General features: G+C 43.2%; 1 protein-coding gene. It reads left to right on the plus strand.

The features are described from left to right. Nucleotides 1-222: ABC transporter permease subunit (locus V6252_RS13220; protein ID WP_425355885.1), on the plus strand; the 222-nt coding region annotated here is incomplete at both ends.

Genomic DNA, 222 nt, shown 5'->3' on the forward strand with positions numbered 1-222 from the left:
TTTGGTTTGCTCGGCGTCATCTATATGGCGCATGGTGAGCTAATCATGATTGGCGCGTATACCACTTATATGGTTGAAAATTTCTTTCAAGGTTATATACCGAATATGGCAGGTTGGTATTTGCTTGCTGGTATTCCGGCTGCTTTTTTAGTTAGGGCCATCATCGGTATGATTATTGAGCGCATTGTCATTCGCCGACTATATGGTCGTGAGCTAGAAACC

Origin of the sequence: Psychrobacter proteolyticus (assembly GCF_038155145.1) — a bacterium.
GTDB lineage: Bacteria > Pseudomonadota > Gammaproteobacteria > Pseudomonadales > Moraxellaceae > Psychrobacter > Psychrobacter proteolyticus_B.